A 25184-nucleotide genomic window follows, 5' to 3' on the forward strand; every position below is an offset into this window, starting at 1 on the left:
ACGGCATGCGACTGATTTTTGCGGGCACGCCCGAATTTGCCCAAGTGGCCATGGCCGCCTTGCACGCCGCTGGCCACGATATCGCCTTGGTGCTGACCCAACCCGACCGGCCTGCCGGGCGCGGCATGAAGCTCCAGCCCTCGCCCGTGAAGCAATGGGCGCTAGACCACGCGGTGCCCGTGGCCCAGCCGCGCAGCCTGCGTCTGGACGGCAAATACCCCGAAGACGCCGCAACCGCCCGTGAGGCCCTGTTGGCGGCCGATGCCGACGCCATGATCGTGGCCGCTTATGGTTTGATCCTGCCGCAGTGGACGTTGGATTTTCCCCCGCGCGGCTGCCTGAACATCCACGCTTCGCTGCTGCCCCGCTGGCGCGGTGCGGCGCCCATCCACCGCGCCATCGAGGCGGGTGACACGCAGACGGGCATCACCATCATGCAGATGGACGCGGGCCTGGACACGGGCGACATGCTGCTGGTGCGCACCGAAGCCATCTTGCCGACCCACACCACCGCCGTGTTGCACGACCGTTTGGCGGCGTTGGGCGGCGAGGCGATTGTGCAGGCGCTGGCCTCGCTCGATGCTTTGCCGCACGAACCTCAACCTGTTGAAGGCGTGACCTACGCCCACAAGATCGAAAAAGCCGAAGCCGCGCTGGACTGGACCTTGAGCGCCGAGGTGCTGGCCCGGCGCATCCGTGCGTTCGACCCCTTCCCGGGCATGACGGTGCCGCTCACGACGGCATCCGGCACCGAAACCCTCAAGCTGTGGCAAGCCGTGGCTGAGCCTTTGGCCCAAGCCGCCGAGCCCGGCACCGTGCTCCGTGCCGACGCTTCGGGCGTCCGTGTGGCCTGCAGACAAGGGCAGTTATGCCTGACGCAATTGCAGCGGCCCGGTGGCAAGCGGCTGAACGCAGCCGACTTCCTGCACGGTTGTCCGTTGCAGGCCGGCCAGCGGCTGGTGGTGGCCTGATGTTTTTTCTTTCGCGCCTGTACCGTCACCCCGCTTTCTTGGTGGGCATGCGCGAGGTGTCGCCGCAGTCGCCGGGTATTGCCGCTTGGGGCCTCATGACCGGCGTGGCCATGGTCAAGTCGGGCATGAGTGTGTTCGAGGCCAGCGCCATGACGCTGCTGGTGTTTGCGGGCAGTTCGCAGTTGGCGGCGATCCCGCTCATCGTGGCGGGCGCGCCCGCCTGGGTGATTTTGGCCACCGGCTTTTGCGTCAACTTGCGCTTTGTGGTGTTCAGCCTGCACCTGCGCCAGTTCTTGATCCACCTGCCGCGCTGGCAGCGCATGGTTCATGGTTATCTGACGGCCGACATCAGCTATGTGCTCTTCGTGCGCAAATACCCCCACCCGGCCGAGACGCCGCATGGGCGGCTGGAACAAGAGGCTTATCTGGCGGGCAACGATTTCCTGAACTGGCTGTCGTGGATCGTGGCGAGTTTTGTCGGCATCGCGCTGGCCAACCTGATTCCGCCCAGCTGGGGTTTGGGGTTTGCGGGCATTTTGTGCCTGCTGGGCATTCAGTGTTCGCTGGCCAGCTCGCGCATGCGCATGCTGTCGGCCGCGGTGGCGGGTGTGGCTGCGGTGGTGGCCTACAGCCTACCGCTCAAGCTCAACATCGTGGTGGCGATTGCCGTGGCGGTGATCCTGTGCCTGACGGTGGAAAAACTCCGCCCTGCGCCCGGAGTTGCCGCATGAGCGCGAATGGAGGGGGCACCGATCTCTGGACTCTGGCCGTCATCGTGGGGCTGGCGCTGGTCACGGTGCTCACGCGCAGCTTCTTTTTCATTTCCAGCAAAAGCTGGCAGCTGCCGCACTGGGCGCAGCGCGGCCTGCAATACGCGCCCATTGCCGCCTTGTCGGCCGTGGTGGTGCCCGAAATCGTCACCGTGCAAGGGGTGTTGATCACCACCTGGCAAGACGCCCGTCTTTTTTCTGCCGTGGTCGGTGCTGCCGTTTATTTCTGGCGTCGTGATGTGCTCTTCACCATCATCGCGGGCATGGCGGTTTATTTGCCTTTGCATCTCGGCTTGGGTTGGTGATTTTGGCCCACTTCTTCGTGGGCGCAAGCGCTTGCCGATACTTTTGCCCGCGAATGCGTGCCGAGCCGCTTCAAACGTTCGGCCGCAGGGGCAGCCTCCCACACAGAGCAGGCATTGGCGCAGTGCCGGTGTTGGGTCTTTTGTGGGAGCGAGCCCCTGCTCGCGAATGTGCGCGCTGCCGCTGCTTTTAAAATCGAGTGTAATTTTTCCCGATACAGGACAAGTCCCCCATGAACGTCATCCGTTTTTCCGATCTGTGTGCCAACGGCCAAGCCGCAGGCCAACGCGTCTTCATCCGTGCCGACCTGAATGTGCCGCAAGCCGATGACGGCAGCATCACCGAAGACACCCGCGTGCGCGCCAGCGTGCCCTGCATCCAGATGGCGCTGGCCGCAGGTGCGGCCGTCATGGTGACCAGCCACCTGGGCCGCCCGACCGAGGGCGAGTTCAAGCCCGAAGACTCACTGGCTCCGGTGGCCAAGCGTTTGGGGGAGTTGCTGGGTCGTGAAGTTCCGCTGGTGGCCAACTGGGTCGATGGCGTGACCGTGGCCCCCGGCCAGGTCGTGCTGCTGGAGAACTGCCGCGTCAACAAGGGCGAGAAGAAGAACAACGAAGAGCTGGCCCGCAAGATGGCCCAGTTGTGCGACATCTATGTGAACGACGCGTTTGGCACCGCCCACCGCGCCGAAGGCACGACGTACGGCATCGCCCAGTTCGCCCCCATCGCTTGCGCGGGCCCTTTGCTGGCTGCCGAGATCGACGCCATTGGCAAGGCCCTGGCCAACCCGAAGCGCCCGCTGGCGGCCATCGTGGCGGGCAGCAAGGTCAGCACCAAGCTGACCATCTTGAAGAGCCTGTCGCAAAACGTGGACCAGTTGATTGTGGGTGGCGGCATTGCCAACACCTTCATGCTGGCGGCGGGCCTGAAGATTGGCAAGAGCTTGGCCGAAGCCGATCTGGTGAATGAGGCCAAAGCTGTGATCGAGGCCATGAAGGCGCGTGGGGCCGAAGTGCCGATCCCGACCGATGTCGTGACCGCCAAGACCTTTGCCGCCGACGCCGTGGCCACCGTCAAAAAAGCCACCGAAGTGGACGACGACGACCTGATCCTGGACATCGGCCCCGAGACCGCCGCTCAGCTGGCGGCCCAGCTCAAGCAAGCAGGCACCATTGTCTGGAACGGCCCGGTGGGTGTGTTTGAGTTCGCGGCCTTTGAAAACGGCACCAAGGTCATCGCCCAGGCGATTGCCGAGTCCAGCGCCTTCAGCATCGCAGGCGGTGGCGACACGCTGGCGGCAATCGCCAAATACGGCATCGAAAAACAGGTTGGTTACATCTCGACCGGCGGCGGCGCGTTCCTCGAAATTCTCGAAGGCAAAACCTTGCCCGCATTTGAAATCTTGGCCAAACGCGTTGCAGGCTGATCGGCTATTTCCCTTTGTGGGAGCGAGCCCCTGCTCGCGAATGCTGGCCTGAGCCACAGCATCCATTCGGCCGCAGGGGCGGCCTCCCACATGGAGGCAAGCTGATTTCCGACAACAAAAAACCCCGCACTGCGGGGTTTTTTGTTGTTGGGGGCAAAGACCCGTTCAGGCCTGCGCTGGTGGTGGCAAGTTGCCGCGCACCGGGCTGGTCATGTTGCCCTTGAAGTCGGTCCAGCACTCGCGTGTGAAGTCGTACATTTTGCAGTTCTTGGCGGTCTCGAAGTACCACTTCCACGAGAACGGCTGCACGATGATGCGGCCAGGCAGCATTTCTTCGAGCTTGGCCTGAGCCTGCTTCAAGCGGTACAAGGGGATGCTCATGTCCACATGGTGGGCGGTGTGCTCCATGATGTGGTGCATCAGCGCGCCAATGTTGAACGGGAAGGTCAGGTGCACGGTGGTCGACACGAACGGTGCGGCCTTGGTCCAGGCGGCCTTGTTGTCGTGCCAGGACACCTTGACGTGGGTGTGGTGCACATAGACCACGAAGCCGATCATGCTGTTCCAGAAGAAGAAGGGCACGGCAAAGCCCAGCAAAAGCGACAACCAGACCGATTGGCCGGTGTACACCGCAGCCGCTGCGATCGTGGCGATCCAGAACGCGGCAAACAGGCTCACCAGCATGCTGTCCTTGAAGAAGATCGGGCGGCGGGTGGGCATGTGGGTCTTGTTGGGGAAGAACTCGCGCTTCCACCAGATTTCGATCATGTAGTACAGACCGGGTGCCCAGCCGCTGCGGTAGGCGCGCTCCAGCAGCTTTTGCAGGGGATTCAAGGCTTCAAATTCGGTGGCCGTCAGCGGTGTCCAGACGAAGTCTACGCCCTTGAGGTTGGTGTAGCCGTGGTGCACCACGTTGTGGCCGGTGTCCCACAGGCTGTAGGGCGTGAGCGAGGGCAAAAACGCGATGCGGCCCAGCACCTTGTTGAGTTCGCGGTGGGGTGTCAGGCTCTGGTGGCAGGCGTCGTGGCCAATGATGAACAAACGGCCGATCACGAAACCAGCTGCCAGCGCGCACAGCACTTTGAGCCAAACGGACTCCAAGGCGATGGTGCCAGTGATCAGGCTGAAAAACAGGGCGTAGTCCACGATCAAGAGCACAAAGGCCCGGAAGGTGCTGCGCTCGGACAAGGGGATCAGCCACTCGCGCAAGGTTTTGCGGTGCGGCAGGGGCTGGTCCAGCCCAACAGGCTGGTGATCGGTCGGTGTATGCAATGCGGTCATGGTGTTTCTAGGTCAATCGCTTGGGCGTAAGTTTAGTCGCCCCGAAGCCTACTTGGGCTGACAAGGATCAATTCAGGGGGCTGAGAGGGGTCAATGGGTATATGCCGCTTGTTTGGGCATGGACCGTTGCACCCGCTAAAAGTTCCCGGCATGTAACTGATTTCGTGTGAAAATTGAAACCAAATTACATGGAGACTTCCCGAATGACACGCCGTGCCACCAAAATTGTTGCCACCTTAGGCCCTGCTTCCAGCGACCCTGCCTTGCTCGAAGCCATGATCCGCGCTGGCGTCAATGTGGTGCGCCTGAACTTCAGCCACGGCAAGGCCCAAGACCATGTGGACCGTGCCCGCCTGGTGCGCGAAGCCTCCCGGCGCGCTGGCCGTGAAGTGGCCATCATGGCCGACCTGCAAGGCCCCAAGATCCGCGTGGGCAAGTTTGCCGAGGGCAAAGTCATGCTCGAGCCGGGCGAGCCGTTTGTGCTGGACGCCTCGCGCACCGAGCCGGGCGACATTCAGGGCGTCGGCCTCGATTACAAAGAGTTGCCCCGCGACGTGAAAGCCGGTGATGTGCTCTTGCTCAACGACGGCCTGATCGTGCTCACCGTGAACGCCGTCAAAGGTGAGCAGGTGCACACCACCGTCAAGCTGGGCGGCGAGCTGTCCAACAACAAGGGCATCAACAAGCAAGGCGGCGGCCTGACCGCCCCGGCCTTGACCGCCAAGGACATGGACGACATCAAGACCGCCATGAGCTTGCTGGCCGACTATGTGGCGGTGAGCTTTCCGAAAAACGCCACCGACATGGAAATGGCCCGCCAGCTGTGCAATGTGGCGGGGGCCGAATACGGCCACAAGCCCGGCCTGATCGCCAAGATTGAACGTGCCGAAGCCATTCCGCACCTCGAAGCGATTCTCAAGGCCAGCGACGGCATCATGGTCGCCCGGGGTGACTTGGCCGTCGAAGTGGGCAACGCCGCTGTGCCTGCCCTGCAAAAACGCATGATCAAGCTGGCCAAGGTGCACGACAAGGTCGTCATCACCGCCACCCAGATGATGGAAAGCATGATCACCAACCCGGTGCCCACCCGCGCCGAGGTGTCCGACGTGGCCAACGCCGTGCTCGACGGCACCGATGCCGTGATGCTCAGCGCCGAGACCGCTGCGGGCAAATACCCGCTGGAGACGGTGGAGGAAATGGCCAAGATTTGCGCGGCGGCCGAAAGCGCTGAAGACCCGGCGCTCGATGCCGACTTCAAAGGCCAGATGTTCAGCCGCATTGACCAGTCGATCGCCATGGGCGCACTGTTCACCGCCCACCACTTGGGTGCCAAAGCCATTGTGGCCATGACCGAATCGGGCTCGACCGCCTTGTGGATGAGCCGCCACCGCGTGCACATCCCGATTTACGCCCTGACCACCAAGCTGACCTCGCAGCGCAAGATGGCGCTGTACCGCAACGTGCGTCCCCTGTTGATGGACACCAGCGCTGACCGCGATACCGCCTTGGCCGAAGCCGAAGCGCACCTGAAGATCCGCAACATTGTGGGTACGGGCGATGTGTATGCCATCACCTGCGGCGAGCCCATGGGCTCACCCGGCGGCACCAACATGCTGAAAATCTGCAAGGTCGCCTGAAGCCGAGGTGGCGACTGCCACCTCCGGCCCACCTACGACGCGCTCCACTGTCGCTGTTCAGAACTTCTGCGGCATGTGTTTCGGGGGGCGATGGGTTCAGGCCTGTGTCAGACCGAAACCTATAAAATCCGGGCTGTTGCTCGCCGGGTGCTGCCCGGTTGACCAGAATCTTCAACTTCCCGGGAACTCACCACCATGGCACTCGTTTCAATGCGCGAGCTGCTGGACCATGCGGCCGTCAACGGCTACGGCATTCCAGCTTTCAACGTCAACAACCTGGAGCAAGTCCAGGCCGTCATGACGGCAGCCGACGAAGTCGGTGCGCCGGTCATCCTGCAAGCGAGTGCCGGTGCCCGCAAATATGCCGGTGAGCCTTTCATCAAGCATTTGATTCAAGCCGCGACCGAACAGTGGCCGCACATTCCGCTGGTCATGCACCAAGACCACGGCCAAAGCCCAGCCGTTTGCCAAGGTGCCATGAACCTCGGTTTTTCATCGGTGATGATGGACGGCTCCTTGCTGGAAGACGGCAAAACACCCGCTGATTTTGCGTACAACGTCGACGTGACCCGCCGCGTGGTCGAGATGGCCCACAAGCTGGGCGTGTCGGTCGAGGGTGAGCTGGGCTGTTTGGGCAACCTGGAAACCGGCGAAGCCGGTGAAGAAGACGGCATTGGCGCCGTGGGCAAGCTGGACCACAGCCAGATGCTGACCGACCCCGAAGAAGCCGCCCAGTTCGTGAAAGCCACCGGTCTGGATGCCTTGGCCATCGCCATTGGCACCAGCCACGGTGCCTACAAGTTCAGCCGCAAGCCCACGGGCGACATTTTGGCCATATCGCGTGTGAAAGAAATCCACGCCCGCATTCCCAATACGCATTTGGTGATGCACGGCTCCAGCAGCGTGCCGCAAGAGCTGCTGGCCATGATCAACCAGTACGGTGGTCAGATGAAGCAAACCTACGGCGTGCCGGTGGAAGAGATTCAAGAAGCCATCAAGCACGGTGTGCGCAAGATCAACATCGACACCGACATCCGCCTGGCCATGACGGCTGCTTGCCGCAAGTTCTTGTTTGAAAACCCCGACAAGTTCGATGCCCGAGAATGGCTCAAGCCCGCCCGCGAAGCGGCCAAGCAGCTGTGCAAGCAGCGCTATCTGGAGTTTGGCTGCGAAGGCCAGGCCCCCAAGATCAAGGGCGAGACCCTGCAAGTGGTCGCTGCCCGCTACGCCAAGGGCGAGCTGGCCCAGGTGGTCCGCTGATTCGCGTGCCCTGCGGCACCGGAAGTGTGCCGCCGGTCCTGCGATAATTGACCCGAATGGCCCGTTGACTGTTCAACGGGCCTTTTTCTTTTTTGCTGTTGCTTGACTGTTTTTGCCATGACCTCTGCGCTTCACACCTCGGCCCTGACTTCCTTGCCCTTGCTGGCCCGTGGCAAGGTGCGCGACAACTACGCCGTGGGCGACGACCGCATCCTGATGGTGGCGTCCGACCGCATCAGCGCGTTCGATGTGATCATGGGCGAGCCCATCCCCGGCAAGGGCGTGTTGTTGACGCAAATGGCTTTGTTCTGGTTTGACCAGCTCGGCCCCAAGGGTTTGAACATCTGCCCGATCCACTTGACAGGCGATGCCCCCGAGAGCGTGGTGTCGGTCGATGAAGTGGCCCAGGTCAAAGGCCGCTCCATGCTGGTCAAGCGCCTCAAACCCATCCCGGTCGAGGCGGTGGTGCGCGGCTATCTGGCAGGCAGTGGCTGGAAGGAATACCAGGACAACCAAGCCGTGTGCGGCGTGAAGTTGCCTGCAGGCCTGAAAAACGCCAGCCTGTTGCCCGAACCCATTTACACCCCTGCAGCCAAGGCCGCGGTGGGCGAGCACGACGAAAACATCACCTTCGAGCAAACGGTGGACATGATCGGTGCCGATCTGGCCACCCGCATCCGCGACATCAGCATCCAGCTGTACAAGGCGGCCCGTGACATCGCTGCGACCAAAGGCATCATCATTGCCGACACCAAGTTCGAGTTTGGCCTGGATGCCGACGGCACGCTGGTGTTGATGGACGAGGTGCTCACGCCCGACTCTTCGCGTTATTGGCCAGCGGATAGCTATGTGGAAGGGGCCAACCCCCCCAGCTACGACAAGCAGTTTTTGCGCGACTGGCTGGAAACAGCCCAGGTCAATGGCAAGCTTTGGGACAAGACCCCGCCCGCACCGCGTTTGCCGCGTGAGGTGATTGAGAAAACAGCCGCCAAATACGAAGAAGCCATGACCCGGCTGATGGCCTGACCATGAAAAAAGGCGCTGCAATGCAGCGCCTTTTTCTTTTGCATGGGGTCGGGGCCGTTCAGCCCGGCAAGGCCAACAAAGTCATGGCATCCATCAGCAAAGTTGTGCTGGCCACCAGCATGGTGCCGCAGGCGACCGAGCGACCGCGTGGGTGCAGGCATGCACCCCAGAAAGCAGTCAGGCACAAGAGTTCCAGTGTCCCGCGCATCCCGAGGTAGCGGCTGCTGCCCATCAGGTTGGCCGCGTCGGCATGCATCAGCACCGCATACAGGAAAACACCCTTGACCAGCCAAAGCGCTGCGCCAAAATGGATGTTCTGCAGGTTGTTCCAAACACTGGTGCCGGGTGCGTCGGACCGCGCAGACGCACCACCGAGCAAGCATTGAAGCTCTTCAGGGGTGATCAGGGGTTCGGTGCGGGGCATGGTTCAGAAATGAATGCAAAAGTGATGGTTCAATTCTAGGGAGCTTCACACTTGAAAAGCGCCACCACAGCCCATTTGGACCGGTGAAACCGGTAAATGTCTGTAACGGCAAGTACTACATTGGGCGCTTGGATGGCCCGAACGAGAGGATCGAATGACGCTTTTTCGCCCTGCGACGCCGTTGATGGTGCAATACGCCCATTACCACCGTGATCGCCGCAACATCGCGACCCATTTGGTGGGCATCCCACTGATTTTTTTGTCGATCGGGGTGTTGATGCTGGGCCCGTTGTGGACGGTGGCGGGCCATGATCTGACGCTGGCTTGGGCCATGTGGGCACTGACGAGCCTGTGGTACCTGAGCCGGGGTGATCTCTTGTTGGGGGTGGCCACGTCGGGGGTCAACGGCTTGTTGATCGCGGCGGCCCATCAGGTGCCGACATGGTCTGCAGCCTGGGGTGTACCGGTTTGGCAAGCGGGTCTTAGCCTGTTTCTGATCGGCTGGATTTTCCAGTTTGTCGGCCATTATTTTGAAGGCCGCAAACCCGCATTTGTGGACGATCTGGTCGGCTTGCTGGTCGGCCCGATGTTCGTGGTGGGCGAACTGCTCATGGGCGTGGGGCTGCTGCAAAAAATGCGCAGAGACATCGAGCGTCAAGCCGGGCCTGCACGCTAAGCCGCAGCGTCAAAAAGCCCGGATGCCCTGCAGTTCATGCGGTGCAACCGGGCTTTTCGGTTTCAGACGCGGCTCGTGTTGCCGCTTTTGCCTGTGAAGTGTCAGTTCAGCATCATGCTCAGCTTGCGCCGGTAGCTGGAGATCATGGTCAGCAGCGGGTCTTCTTGCTGTGCGGCTTTGCCCATCAGCTCGATGCCACCGGCTGATTTGCCTGTGGCGTCTTGTGCCTTGGGCTTGGGTGGGGTCATCAGCTCCAACAGGGCCACAAAGCTTTTGCGCGGGGCTTCGTCGTCCCACTTTTTGTCGCGCATGATGATTTCGAGCAACTCGTCCATCGCCGCTTCCCACTGCCCAACGGCGATCAGCAGGCGACTTTTGGCAAAGCGGGTTTCAAAGTCGCGCTTGTTCTGGCCAATCAGTTCGTCAAATTTGGCCAGTTCCCATTGGCCACGCGGGTCGTTGGTCACAAATTCCAGGGCGTTGAGCCACTGGGTCTGGGCTTCAAAGCGCAAGGGCACCGGAATGCGGCTCATGGCCGGGGCCAGCAAGGCGGCGGCTTCGGCCAGCTCGCCCAGGCCGATCAGCAGCTTGACCAGGTCAAAACGGGCATCGTCGTTGCCGGGGTCGGTGGCCAGGGCTTGCTCTAGGGCGGCGCGGGCGCTGTGCTCGTCACCGGCTTGCAGGTGCTGCTGGGCCTCTTCAGCGGCCGCTTGGGCCTGCAGCTCTTCGGCGGCGGGCAGGTGTTTGTCCAGGAACTGTTTGACTTGGCCCTCGGGCAAGGCACCCATGAAACCATCGACCGGTTGGCCGTTTTTCAGCAAAACGCAGGTCGGGATGCTTTTGATACCAAAGGCCTGGGCCAGTTGCTGCTCGTCGTCGGAGTTGATTTTGACCAGTTTGAAGCGGCCTTCGTAGGCGGTCTCCACCTTTTCGAGGACGGGGCCCAGCGATTTGCAGGGGCCGCACCATGGCGCCCAAAAGTCCACCAGCACGGGCGTGGTCATCGAGGCTTCGATGACCTCGGCTTCAAAATTTTGTATCGTGACGTCCATCATGGTGGGCAGTGTTCCGGGTTGTGTTTCGGACCCGTGCGGGTGAAACCTTAAAATTCGACATTGATCACGAAAAGCACCCAATGACTCAAGCGCTCATCGGCGTCGTCATGGGTTCCAGCTCCGACTGGGACACCATGCAGCACGCAGTCCAGATTCTCCAACAGTTTGGCATCCCTCACGACGCCCGCGTGGTTTCGGCCCACAGAATGCCGGACGATATGTTTGCCTATGCACAGAGCGCAGCCGAGCGGGGCTTGCAGGCCATCATCGCGGGGGCAGGCGGCGCGGCCCATCTGCCCGGCATGATCGCGGCCAAAACCGTGGTGCCCGTGCTGGGCGTGCCGGTGCAGACCAAGGCCCTGTCGGGTGTGGATTCGTTGCACAGCATTGTGCAAATGCCCAAGGGCGTGCCGGTGGCGACCTTTGCCATTGGCGCAGCGGGCGCGGCCAATGCCGCCCTGTTTGCGGTGGCCATGCTGGCCAACCACGATGCGGCCTTGCGCCAAAAGCTTGAAGCCTTTCGCGCTGCGCAGACCGAAGCCGCACGCGCCATGACCTTGCCACCTGTTTCACCTTTGGGTGCCGCATGAGCCGGGCCATCTTGCCGGGAGCCATGGTCAATGGCCAGCCCGCCACGCTGGGCGTGATGGGCGGTGGCCAGTTGGGCCGCATGTTCGTGCACGCAGCGCAGGCCATGGGCTACTTCACGGCCGTGCTCGACCCGGATGTTGCTAGCCCGGCTGGCTTGGTCAGCCACCACCATGTGCAGACCGATTACCTGGACGAGCAGGGCCTGGCCCAGTTGATGCAGCGCTGCGCGGCCATCACCACCGAATTTGAAAACGTGCCTGCGCCCGCGCTGATGACCTTGGGCGCGCAACGCCCCGTGGCCCCAGCCGCCGACGCCGTGGCGATTGCGCAAGACCGCGCTGCTGAAAAAGCCCATTTTGTGCGCTGCGGCGTGCCCGTGGCACCGCACGCGGTGATCGCCACGCCCGCACAGCTGGCGGCGGTGGCCGACGATTTGCTGCCTGGCATCCTCAAGACCGCCCGCATGGGCTACGACGGCAAAGGCCAGATCCGCGTCAAGACCCGTGAGGAATTGACCGCCGCTTGGGACCAGCTCAAAAACGTGCCTTGCGTGCTCGAAAAAATGCTGCCTCTGAAGGCCGAGTGCTCGGTCATCGTGGCGCGTGGGGCCGATGGCCAGATCGTCAACTTCCCGGTGCAGCTGAATTTGCACCGCGAAGGCATTTTGGCTGTGACCAGCGTGTACGAAGGCGCGGTGCCTGCCGCACTGGCGGCGCAGGCGGTGGCTGCCACCCGTGCCATTGCCGAAGGCATCCACTATGTGGGCGTGCTGTGCGTGGAGTTTTTCATCCTCGAAAGCGGCCAGTTGGTCGTCAACGAGATGGCCCCGCGCCCGCACAACAGTGGCCACTACACGATGAACGCCTGCGACCAGTCGCAGTTCGAGCTGCAAGTGCGCACGCTGGCGGGCCTGCCGCTCACGCAGCCGCGCCAGCATTCACCCGCCATCATGCTCAACCTGCTGGGTGACCTGTGGCCTGAGGGTGCCAGCCCTGCTTGGGACCAGGTGTTGGCCTTGCCCGGCACGCACCTTCACCTGTACGGCAAGCTCTCGGCCCGCCCGGGCCGCAAGATGGGCCACCTGAACATCACCGGTGCCACGCCCGAGGCGGTGCGCGCCACGGCCTTGCAAGCGGCTGCTTTGCTCGGCATCGAAGCGTTTTAAGGCTGCTCATGATCCTCGCTGCAGACGATCGGGCCATTGCGCAGGCGGCGCAAGCTTTGCGTGACGGCCAATTGGTGGGCATGCCGACCGAGACGGTTTACGGCCTGGCCGCCAACGCCACGGACGACGCGGCCGTGGCGAAAATCTTTGTGGCCAAAGGCCGCCCGGCCGATCATCCACTCATCGTGCATGTGGCCAGCGCTGCGCAGGTGCCACTGTTTGCCGCGCAGGTGCCCGATTTCGCGCAAGGCTTGATCAATGCTTTCTGGCCCGGCCCTCTCACTTTGATCTTGCCGCGCCAAAGTGGTGTGGCCACGGCTTCGGCCGGGGGGCAAGACTCGATTGGTTTGCGCTGCCCTTCGCACCCGGTGGCACAGGCGCTGCTCCAGGCGTGCACTGCGCTGGGCGTGCAAGGTGTTTCGGCCCCCAGTGCCAACCGCTTTGGCCGGGTTAGCCCGACCACGGCGGCGCATGTGCAGTCTGAGCTGGGCCCTGATTTGTTGATTCTGGACGGCGGTGAATGCGATGTGGGCATCGAGTCCACCATCATCGACTGCACCCGGGGCGAGCCGGTGCTGCTGCGCCCGGGGCACATCACGCGGCCGCAGATTGAAGCCGCTTGCGGGCGCGCCGTGCTGGACAAGGATGCCGTGGTGCAGCCTGCGCCTCGCGCCTCGGGCACGCTCGAATCACATTACGCGCCCCGCGCCAAAGTGCGCTTGATGTCGGCGCAAGACATCGCGGCCAAGCTGCAGGCTTTGGGTCCGCACGCCAACAACCTGGGCCTGTGGTCTGCTGTGCGCCCTGATGACGGCGCAGGCTTGGGTGCCGGGGTGCTCTGGCGTGCCCAGCCGCAGATGGCCGAGCAGGCGGCACATGCGCTGTTCAGTGTGTTGCGCGATCTGGATGCGTGTGGTGTGCAGCAAATTTGGGTGCAGTTGCCACCCGACACCCCCGAGTGGGAAGGCGTGCGCGACCGCTTACAGCGGGCAGCGGCCTGAAACCGTTTCAGCGGTAACGCAGCTTCATCACCAGAATCATCAGCGCGAGGCTGGTGGTGATGACGTTGGCGATGATGATGGGCCAGGCCACCATCAAGATGCCGTAAACCAGCCACAAAGTCACGCCGACGGTGAACAGGCTGTACATGCCCAGAGAAATGCCGCTCACATCGCGTGTGCGAAAGGTGTGCCAGGCTTGGGGCACAAAGCTGGCGGTTGTGAGGATGGCGGCCAAAGAGCCGACCCAGTCAATCAGGTTCATGGGCCTATTGTCGCTGGCGCTGCAAGGCGGCGGATGTGCTGCCCGGGTTGTTCTGGTCATGTACCGTCCATTCCAGCAGCTGGTCCAGTGCGGGGCGGGCTTGGCTGGCATTGGGGTGGTTCACGATGGCGACCACGGTGTAGCGCTGGCCGCTTTGGCCTTGCACATAACCGGCCACAGACACCACATCGCGCAGTGATCCGGTTTTGAGCCATGCGTTGCCGATCACCGGGGACTGCGGATTGCGCTCTTTCAGGCGTGCGGTGGTGCCGTCGATGCCCGCTTGAGAGAGTGATTTGACAAAAGCCTGCGCGTACGGGCCGGTGTGGGCCGCTTGCAGCAATGCCGTCAAAGACGCGGCGGAGCTGCGCTCGGTGCGTGACAGGCCCGAGCCGTTGTCCAACACCGGTTCTTCTTGTCCGGGCAAGGCGCTGCGCCACCATTGCAACACCCGAAGGCGCGATGCCTCGAAGCGGCCGGGTGCGCCCAATTCGCTCGACAGCGTCAGGAACAGCTGCTGCGCCATCACGTTGTTGGAGAACTTGTTGATGTCCTGAATGACCTCGGCCAGGGGCAAAGAGGGCGCATCCACCAGCAGCCGAGCGGACGCAGGCCGCAAGCCATAGCGCACCTGACCGCTCAGGCGGCCCCCTGCGGCCAGCCACAACGCTTGCATGACGCGGGGTGCATATTGTTCGGGGTCTGGATAGGCCACGGGCCACTCGCGTTCGCCACAGCGGGTGGGGTAGCTGCCTGCAAAACGCACTTGCAGCGTCTGGCTGAAGTCGGCTTTGAGCTGGCTGCGCCAGTCGTTGCAGGCGGCGTTGCTGGCAGGCAGTTGTGTCTGCGCATCCATGCCGGCCAACGGCGGCTCGAAGCGCACCTGCACTTGTCCGCTGGCCGCGTTGGGGGTGAACTTGTAAACCACCGCTTTGAAGTTGAGCAGCAGCCCGTCTGGTGACACGTTGTAGGGACGCAGTGGTTCGTCGTCAAACGGTTCGCTCCGCTCACGCACGTCAAACACACTGCGGTCCAGCACGATGTCGCCGCGCACCTCGCGCACGCCTGCGGCGACCACCTGGCCCAGAAGGTCTTGCAGGCGCTCCAGCACCAGTTTGGGGTCGCCGCTGCCGCGCACAACCAGGTTGCCGTGCAGCACGCCGTCCCGCACCGCACCATCGGCATAAACACGGTTGCGCCAGACGTGGTCGGGGCCCAGCAAGCTCAAGCCGGCATAGGTGGTGAACAGCTTCATGACCGAGGCCGGATTGCTGGCCGCTTGTGGGCGGTGTGACAGCCGCGGGATGGCCATCTCGGCGGCGAGGCCAGGGGCATTCGCGGCAGGCAAAGGGGTGATCAACACGCTCACTGCCGATGGGGCCACTTGCGCCTGGCGCAGGGTTTTCAACACGGCAGGGGGCAAACCGGCTTGGGCGGCATGCGCCAAGGCATCTTGGTTGAGGGCTGCAGGCGCAGTTTGGGCGCTGGCGGGTATTGGCCGTGTTCCGGTCCAGGCCAGCACAGTGAACAGGGCCAGCCACCAGATGGGCAACAGAGGGCGCGGTGCGCGGGTCAAGGTCATCCGGTGAGTCTAATGGCCAGAGCCTGGCACGGCGGGGCCGTATCATTCGGGCCATGCGATTTTCTTCAAAAACCGTGGGCTTGGCCTCAGCGGTCATCACGGTGCTCATCTGGACGGGCTTCATCGTCATTGCGCGGGCTTCGGCGTCGCGGGGCTTGTTGCCGCTCGACATTGCTTTGGCCCGCATTGTGGGCGCCAGCAGCATCTTATTGCCATGGGCCTGGTGGCTGATGCGCCCGGCGCGCAAAGCGGGTCAAAAAACCGGCTCACTGGGGGGCTTGTCGCCCTTGCCATTGACGCCCACCGTGCAGGCGGGCTTTTTGGGCGGCATGCTCTATGCCGTGCTGGCCTACAGCGGGTTCTTTTTTGCACCCGCTTCGCATGCCTCGGTTCTGATGCCGGGCAGCTTGCCCTTGTGGACCACTTTGCTGGCCTGGCTGGTGTTGCGCGAAAAAATCTCAACAGTCCGTGCGGTGGGTTTGGGCTTCATTGTGTTGGGCGATGTGTTGGTGGGTGGTGCGAGTTTGCTCAAGGCGTTTGAGGGCGGCGAGGTCTGGAAGGGCGATTTGCTGTTCATGACAGCGGCTTGCTGTTGGGCCGGTTACAGCGTCACGGTGCGGCGCCATGGCCTGGACGCCGTGCGGGCCACCATGGCCATCACCGCCTTTGCTTTTGTGAGCTTTGTGCCGGTGTATCTGGTTTTGATCGGCGTGGGGGTCTTGCCCACCCATTTGCCGCAAGTGCCGTGGACCGAGATCGTGTTTCAGGCGGTTTTCCAAGGGGTGGGGTCGGTGGTTATTTCAGGCATCACCTTCACGCAAATGGTGCGCCACTTCGGCCCTGTGCGCTCGACCATGATCACGGCCCTGGTGCCGGGGCTGTCGGCCTTGGGCGCTGTGTGGTTTTTGGGTGAGCCCATGCACTGGAACTTGCTGGCCGGGCTGGCGCTGGTGACCAGCGGCATTTTGTTCGGCGTGCGTCAGGCCAAGCCGGTGGTCGTTTTGCCCAACGTGGCCACAGCCGGAGGCAAGCCATGAGCACCGGCACCAAAGAATGGCGTTGGCTGGCTTTTGACACCAGCACCGATGTGCTGTCTTTGGCCGTGGCTCGGGGAGACCGCGTCTGGACCCAAACCTTGCCCGGTGGCGCACAGGCTTCGAGTGGCTTGATCCCGGCGGTGCTGGCCATGTTGGCCGAGGCCGACATGCCGCTCACTTCCTTGGACGCTATCGTGTTTGGCCGGGGGCCGGGCTCGTTCACCGGTTTGCGCACGGCCTGTGCCGTGGCGCAGGGTCTGGCGTTTGGTGCCGATGTGCCGGTGTTGCCCGTGGACACTTTGCTGGCCGTGGCCGAAGAGGCGCGGTGGGCGCAGGTGCAAGCGGGCGAGCTTTCAACCGACACCGACTTGACGGTGCTGACGCTGCTCGATGCCCGCATGGACGAGGTGTACAGCGCCGCTTACCGCTGGCCGTCTTTGCCCGGCGACGTCCATGGGCGCTGGCAAGAAGCATCGCCTTTGCAGGTCAGCGCGCCTGAAAAAATCCAGATGCCCGAGGGGGGCCCCGTGTTGCTGGCAGGCAATGCGTTTGTCGCTTATGGCGAGCGCCTGCCCGTGGGCGAGCGTTGTGTGGCCTTGCCTACCGCAGCGGCTTTGCTGCGCTTGGCACCTGCTTTGTGGGCGCAGGGTCTGGCTGTGCCGGCCGATCAGGCCATGCCGCTGTACATCCGCGACAAAGTGGCCAACACCACCGCCGAACGAGAGGCCATGAAGGCTCAAGTGGCCCTGGCCAAGGCGGCTTTGCAGCCATGACTGCTGTGAACACGAAGCCCGGCACCACGGCACGCGCCCAGCCCTCCGAAGCGCAGCGCAGCGCCGTCACTCTGGCCCCCATGACGCAAGACAACCTCGACGCGGTCATGGCCATCGAGCAGAGTGCTTACAGCCACCCATGGTCGCGGGGCAATTTTCGGGATTCGCTCAACCCGCTTTTCGATGCCCAATGCCTCTGGCTGGAGGGCGAGTTGCTGGGCTACTTTTTGGCCATGCGCGGTTTTGAAGAGATGCACTTGCTCAACATCACCGTGGCACCCGCCCGCCAAGGTCAAGGCTGGGGCCACATGATGCTGGACGCCTTGTCGCTCATGTCGCGCCATGAGGGCGCGCAATGGCTTTGGCTGGAGGTGCGCCAAAGCAACCAGCGTGCCTTGCAGGTGTATGAGCGATACGGCTTCCGGCAAGTCAGCATCCGCAAGGATTACTATCCTGCAGACCGCCAGCAGCGTGAGCATGCGGTGGTGATGAGTTTGAAACTGTGAGCCCGAACATGAGCGACCCCACCCGATTTGACCTTGACGACCGCCAGCGCGCCATGCTGGCCGAAATGGGCGTGCGCGTGTGGTGGCCACAGCGCACAGACGATGCGGCATCAGCCGCCCCCGTGCAGACCGTGGCTGAGCTTGAGCCGGTGACCCCAAGCGCAGGCACTGTCTTGGCCTCGGCTGTTGCGCCCCTTGTCCGCCCCCCCGTTGCCCCGCATCCGACACTCGTAACCGTCGCGCCACCCACCACGCGCCCTGCTCCTGTGGCCCCGGCGCAGCCTGCCGTGATCGTGGCAGGCCAGCCATTGGCCGAAGGTGTAGACCGTATGGACTGGACCACCCTGCAAGACACGGCGGCCACTTGCCAAGCCTGCGATTTGTGTGGCCAGCGCAAAAAATCGGTGTTTGGTGTGGGCGATGTGCAGGCCGATTGGATGGTCATTGGCGACCCGCCGGGTGAAGACGAAGAGCAACAAGGCGAGCCTTTTGCCGGTCCGGCCGGGCAGTTGCTCGACAACATGCTCAAAGCGGTGGGCTTGGCACGCAAGGCGCAAGGCGCAGGCGGCGTTTACATCACCAGCGCCGCCAAGTGTCGCCCGCCTGGGCGCAACCCGACGCCGCAAGAACTGAGCACCTGCGCGCCTTATCTGGCACGACAAGTGGCCCTGGTTCAACCCAAAGTCATTTTGGTCATGGGCCGCTTTGCCGTGCAATCGGTGTTGCAAAGCTCGGAACCTCTGGGCAAGTTGCGCGGGCAATTGCACACTTACCAAGGCGTGCCTGTGGTGGCGACCTACCACCCGAGCAGCTTGCTGCGCACCCCGGCAGACAAAGCCAAAGCCTGGGTCGATCTGTTGCTGGCGCTCAAAACGGTGCAGGGCTGACTTTCGGGCTTTGTGAGAGGCCGCATCTTCCCCTTGCCCTTCCCCTGTCTTCGCGTTTTGTAGGAGGCTGCCCCTGCGGCCGAATGTGTGCAGCTGCTTCGGCAGTCATTCGCGAGCAGGGGCTCGCTCCCACAAATAGGCGACTTGTCCTTGTGGGCGCTTGCCCCTGCAAGCGAATGGCTGACGGTTCAGCTCGCTTGGCGCTTGGGCCACAGCACGGCCGCGATCGACAACATCATCAAACCCACAGCAGCCCAGTCTTGCCAATGCAAGACTTCGCCAAGCCACACCGCACCCGTGAACACGCCCAACACCGGAATCAGCATCACGCTGAGCGTCGAGGCCACGGGCGGCAGGCTGCGTGCCAAATAAAACCAGGCGGCTTGGGCAAAGCCAAAGACCAGCACCGCGTTGAAGGCGATGGACCCCCATGTGGCTTCCGAGGGCGCATGCCATTGATCACGTTCCAGTAAAACGGCGAGCACGGTCATCAGCCCGGTGGTCATGAAAGCCATCCAGAAAGAAATGGTCAGCGTGGGCACGGGCATTTTTGTGCGGCGCAGCAGCTGTGTGCCCAAGGCCCAGGTGCTGGCTGCGCCCAAGGCCAGCAACACGCCCATGGGCTTGCCGCTCAGGTTGGACAGTTCGTGCCACAGCAGCAACACCACCCCCAGCGAGGCAGCGGCCACGCCACCCCATGCGCGTTGGGCCAGACGGTCGCCAAACACCAGCGCGCCCAGCACCGCAGAAAACATGGGCATGGTGTAACCCAAAATGGCCGCCCGCCCGCTGGACAACGACTGCACCGCCACGATGATCAGGCCGTGCCAGAAAAACATGTTGAAAGTGGCCAGCAAAAGCAACTCGCGCCAATGTTCGCGCCCGATGCGAAACGGCACGCGTTGCGCCACCAGCACCAAAGCCAAAACCGGCGTGCCCAGCCACATGCACAAAGCACGAAAGGTCAGCGGCGGAAAGCCTGTGACCCCGATTTTCATGATCGGCCAGTTGATGCCCCACACCAGGGTGAGCAAGACCAGAACCGTCCATTGTCTGGATGAGAGTTTGTGCATGGCGGTCATCTTAGCCTTGGCCGTGTGCGCCAAGGTGTCGCCATCAGCGCCCTACGGCCAACGTCCAGCCGCCGCTTAAAATGCCCGGATGACCTTTCTCGACATGTTGCGCACCGCCGAGCGCCAAAACGGCTCCATGCTTTGTGTGGGCCTGGACCCTGAACCCACCAAGTTCCCGGACCGCATCAAAGGCGACTCCAACAAGATTTACGACTTCTGCGCCGCCATCGTCGACGCCACTGCGGATTTGGTTAGCAGCTTCAAGCCCCAAATTGCCTACTTTGCGGCCCACCGCGCCGAAGGCCAGCTGGAGCGCCTGATGGAACACATGCGCCGCGTGGCCCCCAATGTCCCCATCATCCTGGACGCTAAACGCGGCGACATCGGCTCCACGGCCGAGCAGTACGCCATCGAAGCCTTTGAGCGCTACGGTGCCGATGCGGTGACCCTGTCGCCCTTCATGGGCTGGGACTCGGTGGCCCCGTATTTGAAGTACCACGGCAAAGGCGCTTTCTTGCTGTGCCGCACCTCCAACCCCGGTGGGGACGACCTGCAAAACCAGCGCTTGGCCTCGGTCGAAGGGCAGCCGCTGCTGTACGAGCATGTCGCCCGCCTGGCCCAAGGCCCCTGGAACCTGAACGGCCAGTTGGGCTTGGTGGTGGGCGCGACCTACCCCAAAGAAATTGAACGTGTGCGCGAACTCGCACCCACCGTGCCCCTGCTGATCCCCGGCGTGGGCGCACAAGGCGGCGATGCGGTCGCCACCGTCAAGGCAGGCTGGCGCGCCAACCAGGATGGCTCCAGCGCGGGGTCGATCATCGTCAACTCCTCGCGTGCGGTGCTCTATGCATCGAGTGGCGACGACTTTGCAGCGGCTGCGCGCAAGGTGGCCGTGCAGACACGGGACACGCTGGAAGCGGCCAAGGCCTGAGCCTTGACACTGAACCAGACCTCCAGCGCAAGGGGGCTGGTTGACTGGGCGTGTGCCATCAGCCCTGCGCCGCCTTTTGTGCCTTGTGCACCAGCTTGCGCGCCATGCTCCAGCGGTGCACTTCGCTTGGGCCGTCATAAATCCGGAAGGCGCGCATGTCCATGAAGATGCGCATCACCGGCGTTTCGGTGGTCACGCCCTGACCGCCCAAAATCTGCACACAGCGGTCCACCACGCGCCACTCGGCTTCGGAGCAGGCCACTTTGGCGCGGCTCGATTCGTAGCCGCCTTTTTGGCCTTGGTCCAGCAGCCAGGCGGTGTGCCAGATGTGCAGGCGGGCGGTGTGCAGATCGATGTCGTTGTCGGCCAGCATGAAGCCCACACCTTCGTGCTCGGCCAGAGGTTTGCCAAAGGCGTGGCGGCGGCTGGCGTAATCCAGCGCGATGTCGTGCGCGCGGCGCGCCTGGCCCAGCCAGCGCATGCAGTGCGTGAGCCGTGCCGGTGCCAGCCGCACCTGGGCATAGCGAAAGCCCTGACCCACTTCGCCCAGCACATCGGTGGCTGGCACGCGCAAATTGTCAAAACACAGCACCCCATGGCCGCCGGTGAAGCAGTTGTCCATGGCGTCCATGCTGCGCTCCAGCCGGATGCCCGGTTGGTCCATGTCGGTCAAAAACATGGTGGCGGTGCCGTCTTCCATTCGCGCCATCACGATGGCGTAATCGGCCCCTTCGGCCCCGGTGATGAACCACTTGCCGCCGCTGATCAGGTAGTCGTCGCCGTCCTTGACGGCGGTGGTGGTCAGCATCGACGGGTCGGCCCCCGCGCCGGGTGCGGGTTCGGTCATGGCAAAGCATGAGCGGATTTGCCCAGCCACTTGCGGGCGCAGCCAGCGTTCTTTTTGCGCCGGGGTGGCGACTTCTTCCATCAGGTGGATGTTGCCTTCGTCGGGCGCGTGGATGTTGAGCGCGGTCGGCCCCAGGTTGGAGTAACCGGCTTCTTCAAACACCACCGCCTTGGCGATGTGGCTCAGGCCCAGTCCGCCCATCTCGACCGAGGCGTGGGGCGTGAGAAGGCCCGCAGCGCGTGCGCGTGCCACCAATTCGCGGCGCAGCTCTTCGGACGGGCCATGCGCGCCGTGGCGTGGATCACCTTCCAGCGGGATCACCTGTTCGGTGATGAATTGGCGGGTGCGCTCGCGCAGGGCTTGCAGGTCGGGGGAGATGTCAAAGTTCATAGGCCGAGCGTTTTTGAAAAGGGGTCGAAGAAGCTGTCATGCCCCTATTGGAAAGGCTGCAGCGGCCTTGATCTGTCCGCCCCGTGACCCGCTGTCGCCAAGGCGGCGTTGTTTTGAAAGTCAAGCGGGCTGTCATCTGCGCGCCAGCGTGCTGTGCGCATGGCTGCTAGCCTGCGCCCATGATCGACCTCTACACCGCCGCCACGCCCAACGGGCACAAAGTCTCCATCGCACTCGAAGAGCTGGCGCTGCCCTACACGCTCAAGGTGCTCGACTTGTCCAAGGGCGAGCAGAAGCAGCCCGACTTTTTGGCCATCTGCCCCAATGGCCGCATCCCGGCCATCGTGGACCGCGATGCCGATGACTTTGCGGTGTTCGAGTCGGGCGCCTGCCTGATTTATTTGGCTGAAAAAACCGGGCAGCTCATGCCCACCGATGCCAAGGGCCGCTCGCGTGTGCTGCAGTGGCTGATGTTTCAGATGGGCGGCATCGGGCCGATGATGGGGCAGGCCAATGTGTTTTTTCGCTACTTTCCGGAAAAAATCCAGCCCGCGATCGACCGCTACCAAGGCGAGAGCAAGCGCCTGTTCACGGTGCTCGACAGCCACCTCAAGGACCACGAATACCTGGCCGGTGATTACTCGATTGCCGACATCGCCAACTGGGCCTGGGTGCGCACGCACCGCTGGTCGGGCGTGGCGGTGGATGATTTGCCGCACCTCAAGCGTTGGCTGGATGCGATCCGCCAACGCCCCGCCGTGCAGCGTGGCATCGAAGCGCCGCCTTCCAGAATCAACCTCACCCAAGACGGCGACGATGCCGCCAAAAAGTTTTCAGAGGAAGCCCGCAAGATGGTCGAGATGGGTCAAAACAAAAAGGAGGCGTCATGAAGCTCTATACCGCCCACCGCGCCCCCAGCCCGCGCCGGGTGCTGATGTTCCTGGTGGAGAAAAACATCACCGGCATCGAGATGGTCAACATGGACCTGAACGGTGGCGAGCACCGCCAGCCTGAATACCTGGCCAAAAGCCCGCTGGCCAAAGTGCCCGCGCTGGAGCTGGATGACGGCCGCGTGATCACCGAAACCCGGGCGATCTGCACCTTGCTGGAGGGCCGTTACGCCGAACCTAACCTGATGGGCGTGGATGGCGATGAGCGCGGCTTCATCGAGATGGCCGACCGGCAGGTGGAGTTGTATTTGCTGGGGGGTATCGCCAACGCGATCCGCCACAGCCACCCGGGCTTGGCCGCTTTAGAGAAACCGCAGTTCCCTGAGTTTGGCCGTTCGCAAGCCGAGAAGGTGCGCGATGTGGCCCGCTGGTTTGACCAAACCCTGCAAAGTCAGCCCTGGATCGCGGGTGAGCGTTTCACCATCGCAGACATCACCGCGTTTTGTGCGCTGGAGTTTGCGCGGGGCCTGATGAAGTTCGTGCCCGGTGACGAGGGCATGAGCGCCTTGCAGGCCTGGCGCGACCGGGTGAACGAGCGGCCAAGCGCCAAGGTTTGAAGGGGGCCATGTGGGAGCGAGCCCCTGCTCGCGAAGGCTGTTGCATTGTGCAAGCTTTCAAGTGCGCCGACATTCGGCCGCAGGGGCAGCCTCCCACAGGGAAAGGCATTCGGCCGCAGGGGCGGCCTCCCACAGAGATGCAAATTCAGCTGAACACGCCGCCGTATTCCTTGCGCAGGTCGTTCTTTTGCACCTTGCCGGTGCCGCCCACGGGCAGGGATTCGAGGAAGACCACGTCGTCAGGCACCCACCACTTGGCCACCTTGGTGGCCAGGAAGTCGAGGATTTCTTGTTTCTCCACCGACTGCCCCGGTTTGCGCACGATGAACAGCAGGGGGCGCTCGTCCCACTTGGGGTGCTTGACGCCGATCACGGCGGCCATGGCCACAGCGGGGTGACCCACCGCTGCGTTTTCCAGGTCGATCGAGCTGATCCATTCGCCGCCGGTCTTGATCACATCCTTGGTGCGGTCGCGGATCTGCATGGTGCCGTGCGCGTCGATGGTGGCGATGTCACCCGTGGGGAACCAGCCGTCCACCAGCGCGGTTTTCTCGGCCTTGAAATAGCGCTCCACGATCCACTGGCCGCGCACCATCAGCTCGCCTTGCGAACTGCCGTCGCGGGGCAGGTCGTGGCCGTTTTCATCGACGATCTTGATCTCGATGCCCGAGACGGTTTTGCCTTGTTTGGCCACGATGGCGTGCTGCTCGGCGGCGGGTTTGAGGCGGTCGGCGCGGCCCAGGTTGCTCATGGTGGCCACGGCGGTGGTCTCGGTCATGCCCCAGCCGTGGCGCACTTCCACGCCATAGGTGTCCATGAACTTGGCGATCAGCGCCATCGGCATGGCCGAGCCACCCACGCAGGTGCGCTTCATGTGGGCAAAGCGCAAGTTGTTTTGCTCGACGTGCTGGATCAGGCCCATCCAGATGGTGGGCACGCCTGCGCTGATGGTGACTTGCTCGGTGTCCATCAGCTCAAACAGGCTCGGGCCGTCGAGCTTGGGGCCAGGCAACACCAGCTTGGTGCCTGCCACCAGCGCGGCATAGGGGATGCACCAGGCGTTGATGTGGAACATGGGCACCACGGGCAAGATGGTCTCTTGGGTGGACAGGCCCAGCACATCGGGCATGCAGGCGGTGGTGGCGTTCAGCACGATGGCGCGGTGCGTGTACAGCACGCCCTTGGGGTTGCCGGTCGTGCCCGAGGTGTAGCACAGCGCTGCGCCGGTGTTTTCGTCCAGTGCGGGCCAATTGAAGCTGTCAGACTGGCCACTGATCAGGCCCTCGTAGTTCATCACATTCGCCACGCCCTCGATGGCGGGTGTGTTGCCCGCATCGGCCAGGCACACCCAGGCGCGGACTTTGGGGCAATGCGCGGCAATGCCTTTGACCAGCGGCGCAAAGGTGGCGTCAAACAGCACCACTTCGTCCTCGGCGTGGTTGATCACATAGATCAGCTGCTGCGGGTGCAGGCGGGGGTTGCAGGTGTGCATGACCATGCCGCTGCCCGAGACGGCGTAATAGGCCTCAAGGTGGCGGTGGTTGTTCCAGGCGATCGAGCCGACCGCGCTGCCTGCTTTGAGGCCCATTTGCGCCAAGGCGTTGGCCAGCTGGCGCGAGCGTTTGGCCGCGTCGGCATACGTATAGCGGTGCAGCGGGCCGTGCGTCTCGCGCGAGACGATTTCCTGGTCACCGAACTGCGCAGCGCCGTGTTCGAGGATGCCCGAAATGAGCAGTGGGCGGTTCATCATGAGGCCGGGTTGGGGCATGGATTTGTCTCCTGGAGATGCGATGGGAATGCAAG

26 protein-coding genes are annotated in these 25184 nt (G+C 63.0%); 18 read left to right on the plus strand and 8 right to left on the minus strand.

The annotated features are described in order from the left end of the window. Positions 1 to 5: 5 nt before the first annotated feature. From fmt to ACZ5VE_RS00135, 4 genes are all read left to right on the plus strand, one after another. Entirely contained in the window at positions 6 to 971 is a 966-nt protein-coding gene (gene fmt, locus ACZ5VE_RS00120; protein ID WP_464456080.1) for a methionyl-tRNA formyltransferase, read from the plus strand. Next, positions 971 to 1702 carry an AzlC family ABC transporter permease gene (locus tag ACZ5VE_RS00125; RefSeq protein ID WP_464456081.1) on the plus strand — a complete coding sequence of 244 codons (732 nt, stop codon included), beginning with the start codon at positions 971 to 973 and terminating at the stop codon, positions 1700 to 1702. Before fmt ends, ACZ5VE_RS00125 begins: the two co-directional genes overlap by 1 nt. Further along, positions 1699 to 2046, plus strand: a complete 348-nt coding sequence (locus ACZ5VE_RS00130; RefSeq protein WP_464456082.1) for an AzlD domain-containing protein — start codon at positions 1699 to 1701, stop codon at positions 2044 to 2046. The genes ACZ5VE_RS00125 and ACZ5VE_RS00130 overlap by 4 nt, the downstream gene beginning before the upstream one ends. Before the next feature lie 230 nt (positions 2047 to 2276). Beyond that, the gene (locus ACZ5VE_RS00135) at positions 2277 to 3470 is read left to right on the plus strand and encodes a phosphoglycerate kinase (protein ID WP_464456083.1); all 1194 of its coding nucleotides are present in this window, start codon (positions 2277 to 2279) and stop codon (positions 3468 to 3470) included. Between the two features lie 165 nt (positions 3471 to 3635). On the opposite strand, the gene ACZ5VE_RS00140 is transcribed toward ACZ5VE_RS00135, so the two are convergent. After that, on the minus strand, positions 3636 to 4751 hold the full coding sequence (locus ACZ5VE_RS00140; RefSeq protein ID WP_464456084.1) for a fatty acid desaturase: 1116 nt from the start codon (positions 4749 to 4751) through the stop codon (positions 3636 to 3638). Positions 4752 to 4954: 203 nt separating this feature from the next. On the opposite strand from ACZ5VE_RS00140, the gene pyk reads away from it, so the two are divergent. The 3 genes from pyk to ACZ5VE_RS00155 all read left to right on the plus strand — a co-directional run bounded on the left by pyk (position 4955) and on the right by ACZ5VE_RS00155 (position 8674). Next, complete coding sequence (gene pyk, locus ACZ5VE_RS00145) at positions 4955 to 6388, plus strand: pyruvate kinase (protein WP_464456085.1); 1434 nt, start codon at positions 4955 to 4957, stop codon at positions 6386 to 6388. A gap of 195 nt (positions 6389 to 6583) precedes the next feature. Next, positions 6584 to 7648 carry a class II fructose-bisphosphate aldolase gene (gene fba, locus ACZ5VE_RS00150; RefSeq protein ID WP_464456086.1) on the plus strand — a complete coding sequence of 355 codons (1065 nt, stop codon included), beginning with the start codon at positions 6584 to 6586 and terminating at the stop codon, positions 7646 to 7648. A gap of 117 nt (positions 7649 to 7765) precedes the next feature. Further along, positions 7766 to 8674 carry a phosphoribosylaminoimidazolesuccinocarboxamide synthase gene (locus ACZ5VE_RS00155; RefSeq protein ID WP_464456087.1) on the plus strand — a complete coding sequence of 303 codons (909 nt, stop codon included), beginning with the start codon at positions 7766 to 7768 and terminating at the stop codon, positions 8672 to 8674. Between the two features lie 58 nt (positions 8675 to 8732). Here ACZ5VE_RS00155 and ACZ5VE_RS00160 read toward each other — a convergent pair whose 3' ends face one another. Further along, a complete protein-coding gene (locus tag ACZ5VE_RS00160; protein ID WP_464456088.1) occupies positions 8733 to 9098 on the minus strand; it encodes a hypothetical protein in 366 nt (121 codons plus the stop codon). 154 nt (positions 9099 to 9252) lie between these two features. Between ACZ5VE_RS00160 and ACZ5VE_RS00165 the strand changes: the two genes are divergently transcribed. After that, positions 9253 to 9774, plus strand: coding sequence for an Mpo1 family 2-hydroxy fatty acid dioxygenase (locus tag ACZ5VE_RS00165; protein ID WP_464456089.1), 522 nt, complete (start codon positions 9253 to 9255; stop codon positions 9772 to 9774). A 101-nt stretch (positions 9775 to 9875) separates the two neighbouring features. Here ACZ5VE_RS00165 and trxA read toward each other — a convergent pair whose 3' ends face one another. Beyond that, on the minus strand, positions 9876 to 10829 hold the full coding sequence (gene trxA / locus ACZ5VE_RS00170) for a thioredoxin (RefSeq protein WP_464456090.1): 954 nt from the start codon (positions 10827 to 10829) through the stop codon (positions 9876 to 9878). Between the two features lie 80 nt (positions 10830 to 10909). Between trxA and purE the strand changes: the two genes are divergently transcribed. Genes purE through ACZ5VE_RS00185 form a run of 3 tightly spaced genes read left to right on the plus strand, consistent with a single transcriptional unit; the run spans position 10910 to position 13586 of the window. Beyond that, positions 10910 to 11419: a 5-(carboxyamino)imidazole ribonucleotide mutase gene (gene purE, locus ACZ5VE_RS00175; RefSeq protein ID WP_464456091.1), complete on the plus strand. Its 510-nt coding sequence runs from the start codon at positions 10910 to 10912 to the stop codon at positions 11417 to 11419. Further along, on the plus strand, positions 11416 to 12585 hold the full coding sequence (locus ACZ5VE_RS00180) for a 5-(carboxyamino)imidazole ribonucleotide synthase (protein ID WP_464456092.1): 1170 nt from the start codon (positions 11416 to 11418) through the stop codon (positions 12583 to 12585). The genes purE and ACZ5VE_RS00180 overlap by 4 nt, the downstream gene beginning before the upstream one ends. An 8-nt stretch (positions 12586 to 12593) precedes the next feature. Beyond that, positions 12594 to 13586, plus strand: a complete 993-nt coding sequence (locus tag ACZ5VE_RS00185; protein ID WP_464456093.1) for an L-threonylcarbamoyladenylate synthase — start codon at positions 12594 to 12596, stop codon at positions 13584 to 13586. A 7-nt stretch (positions 13587 to 13593) separates the two neighbouring features. Here the strand turns inward: ACZ5VE_RS00185 and ACZ5VE_RS00190 are convergent, their stop codons facing one another. Both ACZ5VE_RS00190 and dacB read right to left on the minus strand, forming a co-directional pair. Continuing rightward, the gene (locus tag ACZ5VE_RS00190) at positions 13594 to 13848 is read right to left on the minus strand and encodes a SemiSWEET transporter (protein WP_464456094.1); all 255 of its coding nucleotides are present in this window, start codon (positions 13846 to 13848) and stop codon (positions 13594 to 13596) included. Between the two features lie 4 nt (positions 13849 to 13852). Further along, on the minus strand, positions 13853 to 15430 hold the full coding sequence (gene dacB / locus ACZ5VE_RS00195; protein WP_464456095.1) for a D-alanyl-D-alanine carboxypeptidase/D-alanyl-D-alanine endopeptidase: 1578 nt from the start codon (positions 15428 to 15430) through the stop codon (positions 13853 to 13855). Between the two features lie 53 nt (positions 15431 to 15483). Between dacB and ACZ5VE_RS00200 the strand changes: the two genes are divergently transcribed. From ACZ5VE_RS00200 to ACZ5VE_RS00215, 4 genes are read left to right on the plus strand one after another with little or no spacing between them, the layout of a single operon-like run. After that, complete coding sequence (locus ACZ5VE_RS00200) at positions 15484 to 16467, plus strand: DMT family transporter (RefSeq protein WP_464456096.1); 984 nt, start codon at positions 15484 to 15486, stop codon at positions 16465 to 16467. Continuing rightward, positions 16464 to 17240, plus strand: coding sequence for a tRNA (adenosine(37)-N6)-threonylcarbamoyltransferase complex dimerization subunit type 1 TsaB (gene tsaB / locus ACZ5VE_RS00205; RefSeq protein WP_464456097.1), 777 nt, complete (start codon positions 16464 to 16466; stop codon positions 17238 to 17240). Before ACZ5VE_RS00200 ends, tsaB begins: the two co-directional genes overlap by 4 nt. Further along, the gene (gene rimI / locus ACZ5VE_RS00210; RefSeq protein WP_464456098.1) at positions 17237 to 17746 is read left to right on the plus strand and encodes a ribosomal protein S18-alanine N-acetyltransferase; all 510 of its coding nucleotides are present in this window, start codon (positions 17237 to 17239) and stop codon (positions 17744 to 17746) included. The genes tsaB and rimI overlap by 4 nt, the downstream gene beginning before the upstream one ends. 8 nt (positions 17747 to 17754) lie before the next feature. After that, on the plus strand, positions 17755 to 18633 hold the full coding sequence (locus ACZ5VE_RS00215; protein WP_464456099.1) for a uracil-DNA glycosylase: 879 nt from the start codon (positions 17755 to 17757) through the stop codon (positions 18631 to 18633). 188 nt (positions 18634 to 18821) lie between these two features. Here ACZ5VE_RS00215 and ACZ5VE_RS00220 read toward each other — a convergent pair whose 3' ends face one another. After that, positions 18822 to 19706 (minus strand): DMT family transporter, encoded by an 885-nt coding sequence (locus ACZ5VE_RS00220; protein ID WP_464456100.1) that lies wholly within the window; start codon positions 19704 to 19706, stop codon positions 18822 to 18824. Between the two features lie 88 nt (positions 19707 to 19794). On the opposite strand from ACZ5VE_RS00220, the gene pyrF reads away from it, so the two are divergent. Further along, positions 19795 to 20637, plus strand: coding sequence for an orotidine-5'-phosphate decarboxylase (gene pyrF / locus ACZ5VE_RS00225; RefSeq protein WP_464456101.1), 843 nt, complete (start codon positions 19795 to 19797; stop codon positions 20635 to 20637). A gap of 58 nt (positions 20638 to 20695) precedes the next feature. Here the strand turns inward: pyrF and ACZ5VE_RS00230 are convergent, their stop codons facing one another. After that, positions 20696 to 21874, minus strand: coding sequence for an acyl-CoA dehydrogenase family protein (locus tag ACZ5VE_RS00230; RefSeq protein ID WP_464456102.1), 1179 nt, complete (start codon positions 21872 to 21874; stop codon positions 20696 to 20698). Between the two features lie 179 nt (positions 21875 to 22053). On the opposite strand from ACZ5VE_RS00230, the gene ACZ5VE_RS00235 reads away from it, so the two are divergent. Further along, positions 22054 to 22764, plus strand: coding sequence for a glutathione S-transferase family protein (locus ACZ5VE_RS00235; RefSeq protein ID WP_464456103.1), 711 nt, complete (start codon positions 22054 to 22056; stop codon positions 22762 to 22764). Next, positions 22761 to 23381, plus strand: coding sequence for a glutathione S-transferase family protein (locus ACZ5VE_RS00240; protein ID WP_464456104.1), 621 nt, complete (start codon positions 22761 to 22763; stop codon positions 23379 to 23381). The genes ACZ5VE_RS00235 and ACZ5VE_RS00240 overlap by 4 nt, the downstream gene beginning before the upstream one ends. A gap of 145 nt (positions 23382 to 23526) precedes the next feature. Here ACZ5VE_RS00240 and ACZ5VE_RS00245 read toward each other — a convergent pair whose 3' ends face one another. Beyond that, positions 23527 to 25149, minus strand: coding sequence for a long-chain-fatty-acid--CoA ligase (locus tag ACZ5VE_RS00245; protein ID WP_464456105.1), 1623 nt, complete (start codon positions 25147 to 25149; stop codon positions 23527 to 23529). Between the last annotated feature and the right edge of the window lie 35 nt (positions 25150 to 25184).

This window comes from Limnohabitans sp. INBF003 (genome assembly GCF_055396645.1).